Source organism: Pseudomonas sp. 22082, from assembly GCF_052046055.1.
GTDB classification, from domain to species: Bacteria; Pseudomonadota; Gammaproteobacteria; order Pseudomonadales; family Pseudomonadaceae; genus Aquipseudomonas; species Aquipseudomonas pharyngis.
On sequence record NZ_JBQEQB010000048.1, the window covers coordinates 1 to 3,940 of the forward strand.

At 54.0% G+C, this 3,940-nt stretch carries 4 protein-coding genes and 3 tRNA genes; all 7 read right to left on the minus strand.

Features of this window, described 5'->3' with window-relative positions; genetic code table 11:
* Positions 1–1,151: elongation factor Tu (gene tuf, locus ACTJK9_RS29480; RefSeq protein WP_440817823.1), on the minus strand; the 1,151-nt coding region annotated here is incomplete at its 3' end.
* Positions 1,152–1,236: 85 nt separating this feature from the next.
* A tRNA-Thr gene (locus ACTJK9_RS29485) sits at positions 1,237–1,312 on the minus strand.
* A gap of 26 nt (positions 1,313–1,338) precedes the next feature.
* Positions 1,339–1,412, minus strand: a tRNA-Gly gene (locus ACTJK9_RS29490).
* A 25-nt stretch (positions 1,413–1,437) separates the two neighbouring features.
* Positions 1,438–1,522 (minus strand) — tRNA-Tyr (locus tag ACTJK9_RS29495).
* 143 nt (positions 1,523–1,665) lie between these two features.
* Positions 1,666–2,106, minus strand: coding sequence for a hypothetical protein (locus tag ACTJK9_RS29500; RefSeq protein WP_085613344.1), 441 nt, complete (start codon positions 2,104–2,106; stop codon positions 1,666–1,668).
* Between the two features lie 7 nt (positions 2,107–2,113).
* The gene (locus tag ACTJK9_RS29505; protein ID WP_085613343.1) at positions 2,114–2,863 is read right to left on the minus strand and encodes a pantothenate kinase; all 750 of its coding nucleotides are present in this window, start codon (positions 2,861–2,863) and stop codon (positions 2,114–2,116) included.
* Positions 2,853–3,806 carry a bifunctional biotin--[acetyl-CoA-carboxylase] ligase/biotin operon repressor BirA gene (gene birA / locus ACTJK9_RS29510; protein ID WP_085613342.1) on the minus strand — a complete coding sequence of 318 codons (954 nt, stop codon included), beginning with the start codon at positions 3,804–3,806 and terminating at the stop codon, positions 2,853–2,855. The genes ACTJK9_RS29505 and birA overlap by 11 nt, the downstream gene beginning before the upstream one ends.
* Positions 3,807–3,940: the final 134 nt, after the last annotated feature.

Here is a 3,940-nt window from a genome sequence, read left to right on the forward strand (position 1 = left end):
CCGCCTTCACGGATTGCGAAACGCAGACCGTCTTCCATCGCGATGGTTTTGATCAGGGTAACAGTCATCTGAATGTTGTCACCTGGCATTACCATTTCAACGCCTTCTGGCAGCTCGCAGTTACCAGTCACGTCAGTAGTACGGAAGTAGAACTGCGGACGGTAGCCTTTGAAGAACGGAGTGTGACGACCGCCTTCTTCCTTGCTCAGAACGTAAACTTCTGCGGTGAACTTGGTGTGCGGCTTAACCGAACCCGGCTTAACCAGAACCTGACCACGCTCAACGTCGTCACGCTTGGTGCCACGCAGCAGAACGCCGCAGTTCTCGCCAGCACGACCTTCGTCCAGCAGCTTGCGGAACATCTCAACACCGGTGCAGGTGGTGGTGGTGGTATCACGCAGACCAACGATTTCCAGAGCATCTTGAACGCGAACGATACCGCGCTCGATACGACCGGTCACAACAGTACCGCGACCCGAGATCGAGAACACGTCTTCGATTGGCATCAGGAACGGCTTGTCGATAGCACGCTCTGGCTCTGGGATGTAGCTGTCCAGAGTTTCCACCAGCTTCTTAACAGCGGTGGTGCCCATTTCGTTGTCGTCTTTGCCTTCCAGCGCCATACGAGCAGAACCGATGATGATCGGAGTGTCGTCGCCTGGGAAGTCATAGGTGGACAGCAGGTCGCGAACTTCCATCTCAACCAGTTCCAGCAGCTCAGCGTCGTCTACCAGGTCAGCCTTGTTCAGGAAAACCACGATGTACGGAACACCTACCTGACGGGACAGCAGGATGTGCTCACGGGTTTGCGGCATCGGACCATCAGCGGCCGAGCAAACCAGGATCGCGCCGTCCATCTGCGCAGCACCAGTGATCATGTTCTTCACGTAGTCAGCGTGACCTGGGCAGTCAACGTGAGCGTAGTGACGAATGTTCGAGTTGTACTCAACGTGCGCGGTGTTGATGGTGATACCGCGAGCTTTTTCTTCTGGTGCGCTGTCGATCTTGTCGAATTCAACTACGGCCGAACCGAAAACTTCGGAGCAGACGCGAGTCAGAGCAGCGGTCAACGTGGTTTTACCGTGGTCTACGTGACCGATGGTGCCAACGTTGACGTGCGGCAGGGAACGATCAAATTTTTCCTTAGCCATCGATATCACCCCTAACAGAAGAAATTGAGCAAACAACACAAGCCATTAAAACAAAGGCAGATATTTTCATATCTGCCTTGTTATATGGAGCTCTTGAGCGGATTTGAACCGCTGACCTCACCCTTACCAAGGGTGTGCTCTACCAACTGAGCTACAAGAGCGTAACACTTTGCACAACCTGCAAACTTGGAGCGGGTAGCGGGAATCGAACCCGCATCATCAGCTTGGAAGGCTGAGGTTCTACCACTAAACTATACCCGCGGAGCCTGCAGCTCACGCTAAAATCTGGTGGAGGGAGAAGGATTCGAACCTTCGAAGTCGTAGACGTCAGATTTACAGTCTGATCCCTTTGGCCGCTCGGGAACCCCTCCTAATCAGGCCGGCATTCTATACTATGCCAACCCCCTGTCAAGCATTTTCTCATTTAAAAACCTGAGGTTAGCTGCGTTGACATCACTCCATCATACCAACCTTTTCAGGTCTTCGCTGTGGAGCGGGCGCCATTCTATGCAAACTATTCAGTAGGTGCAACCCCCTCGCACAGCATTATTTTATGTTTTAACTCATTGAATTCCTTGGAAAGGTTTTGCAGCTGAGCATCACCCAACAAACGCTGGGTTTCGGGCGTAACCTTGAACCAATATGAGCCGCCGGAAGACTCTTTTGACGAAGGAAGAACTTTTGCACCAAGCTCCGTCAAACGCTGCTCCAACGCCTGAGCGGACTCGGGGCGCGCCAAACCACCCACATAAAGGCACTGCCCATCAGGCTTTCCTCCAGTCCTTTTTTCACGGGAAGCATCACCACCAGCCTCACTCAGCAAGCGAATATCCTGTTGCGACCCACGATAAAGACTGAGAGGCGTGACATCCTTTGCGCGTAGCGGGGCCTCCTGCTGATGCCAGACGTAATAAAACACATTGAGTACCAGAAGCAGAAGGAACAACCAACGCATACAAACCTCAGGACAAAGGACACGCCATAGCCAAACCCACGAACACCAGATCGGAAACAATCCGAGCCTCAGGCGCAACATCCGAAACCAACTCGGCATCACCACCCGTAATGAAGACCCTGTAGTCGTCACCCCAGTAGGAACGCGCCACCTCCAGCTGCGTCAATACGAATCCTCTTAGCATCAACAAACAGCCACGCTCGACAGCCTCGGCCGTGTTGCGCCCAGGAGCCTGACTCGCCAATGCCCGCTCCGCCGCCAGATCCCCATAGCGAATTTTCCGAGTATGCGTACGCAACTGATTACGCATCAGCGGCATGCCAGGACAAATGAAGCCTCCCAGATGTTCACCGTCCGCGGAGACAAAGTCCGCGGTCACCGCCGTCCCGAAATCAAGAACCAGACAAGCACCTTTAGCCAGGTGAAAACCACCAAGCATCGCCAGCCAGCGATCGAGACCGAGGCGCTCATAGTCGTCGTAACCGTTCGTTACGCCAGACATCTCGCGAGCGGGCGACGCACAGACAACGGAAATGCCGAACTCGCGCCTGAGCAAGCCAATAAGCAAATTGGTCTCATCTTCAGTTCTTACGCTGACAAGGCGACATTTACCGAGAGATATCTTCTCAAGCGACCGAAGACTGTCGACCAAGGCGCCATCAGAGTCGACCACACCTTCTGCGACCAAGGCGCCCAACTCTGCACTCAGCACCCGCCATTTGATAAAACTGTTTCCACAATCGAGCTCAAGAATCATGACGCAACCTCAAGCTGAGCTCACCACCACTAAAGACCTTTTCCACACCATCTACCTTTAGCCGCAGCGCGCCTTGATTATCGATTCCCAGCACGACACCCTCTACCTGATTGACACCGGCAGTGAGAGAAACCGGCTGCCCCTGCCACAAATGGCTCGCCTCCCACTCCGCCTGAAGCGCAGAGAAGCCGCCTGACTGGTGACGTCGCAGATAGAGTTGCAGCTGCTTACTCAGCTCAACCGCCAGAATATTGCGATCACAAGATTTACCCGACTCTAGACGCAGTGAAGTCCATTGCTGATCGACTTCGTCTGTAGCCTGCATGTTCACATTAATGCCCACGCCCAACACTACATGACAAACGTCCGCTGGATCTCCGACGAGCTCCAGCAGGATGCCTGCAATTTTTTTTCGCCCGACCAAAACATCATTGGGCCATTTCAGTCCCGCACCTGGCACCCCAAACGCGCGCAGGGTCTGCATGACCGCGAGACCGACAACGAGACTTAACCCCTCGAGCTGACGCATCCCTCCATCGATACGCAACACGAGGCTGTAATAAAGGTTTTCAGCAAACGGGCTTACCCATTTACGCCCCCTGCGCCCGCGCCCGGAACTCTGACGCTCAGCCAGTATTAGAAAAGGCGCAACCCGCCCTCGATCTACCGCTCGCAACGATTCAGCATTAGTTGAGTCGATGGAATCGAAGACACTGACAGACCAGCCGGCAAGACCTTCCTCTATTGCGAGCGAGTCAAGCAACGCCAGCGGCGAAGCCAATTGATAGCCCCGCCCTCGAACTTTATGTATGGATAACCCAAGCTCCGTCTCCAGATGCTGAAGCTGCTTCCACACCGCACTTCGACTAATTCCCAGAGCAACGCCCAGGGCCTGACCGGAATGGAATCGACCATCCTTCAGAAGGTTCAACAACGTCAGCATGCAGGTCTCGCCTCAGAATGAGGCCCGAATAATAGCCATGCACCGGGCCGCTGCATAGAATTCAAACAACCCATTTTCCTGCGGGCAAAACAAAACCCCAACTGCTTTCGCAATTGGGGTTTCGGAATTTAATC

Bases quoted from the DNA above. Each gene is read 5' to 3' on its own strand.
- birA (WP_085613342.1), bottom strand. From the start codon at position 3,806: ATGCTGACGTTGTTGAACCTTCTGAAGGATGGTCGATTCCATTCCGGT.
- ACTJK9_RS29505 (WP_085613343.1), bottom strand. From the start codon at position 2,863: ATGATTCTTGAGCTCGATTGTGGAAACAGTTTTATCAAATGGCGGGTG.
- ACTJK9_RS29500 (WP_085613344.1), bottom strand. From the start codon at position 2,106: ATGCGTTGGTTGTTCCTTCTGCTTCTGGTACTCAATGTGTTTTATTAC.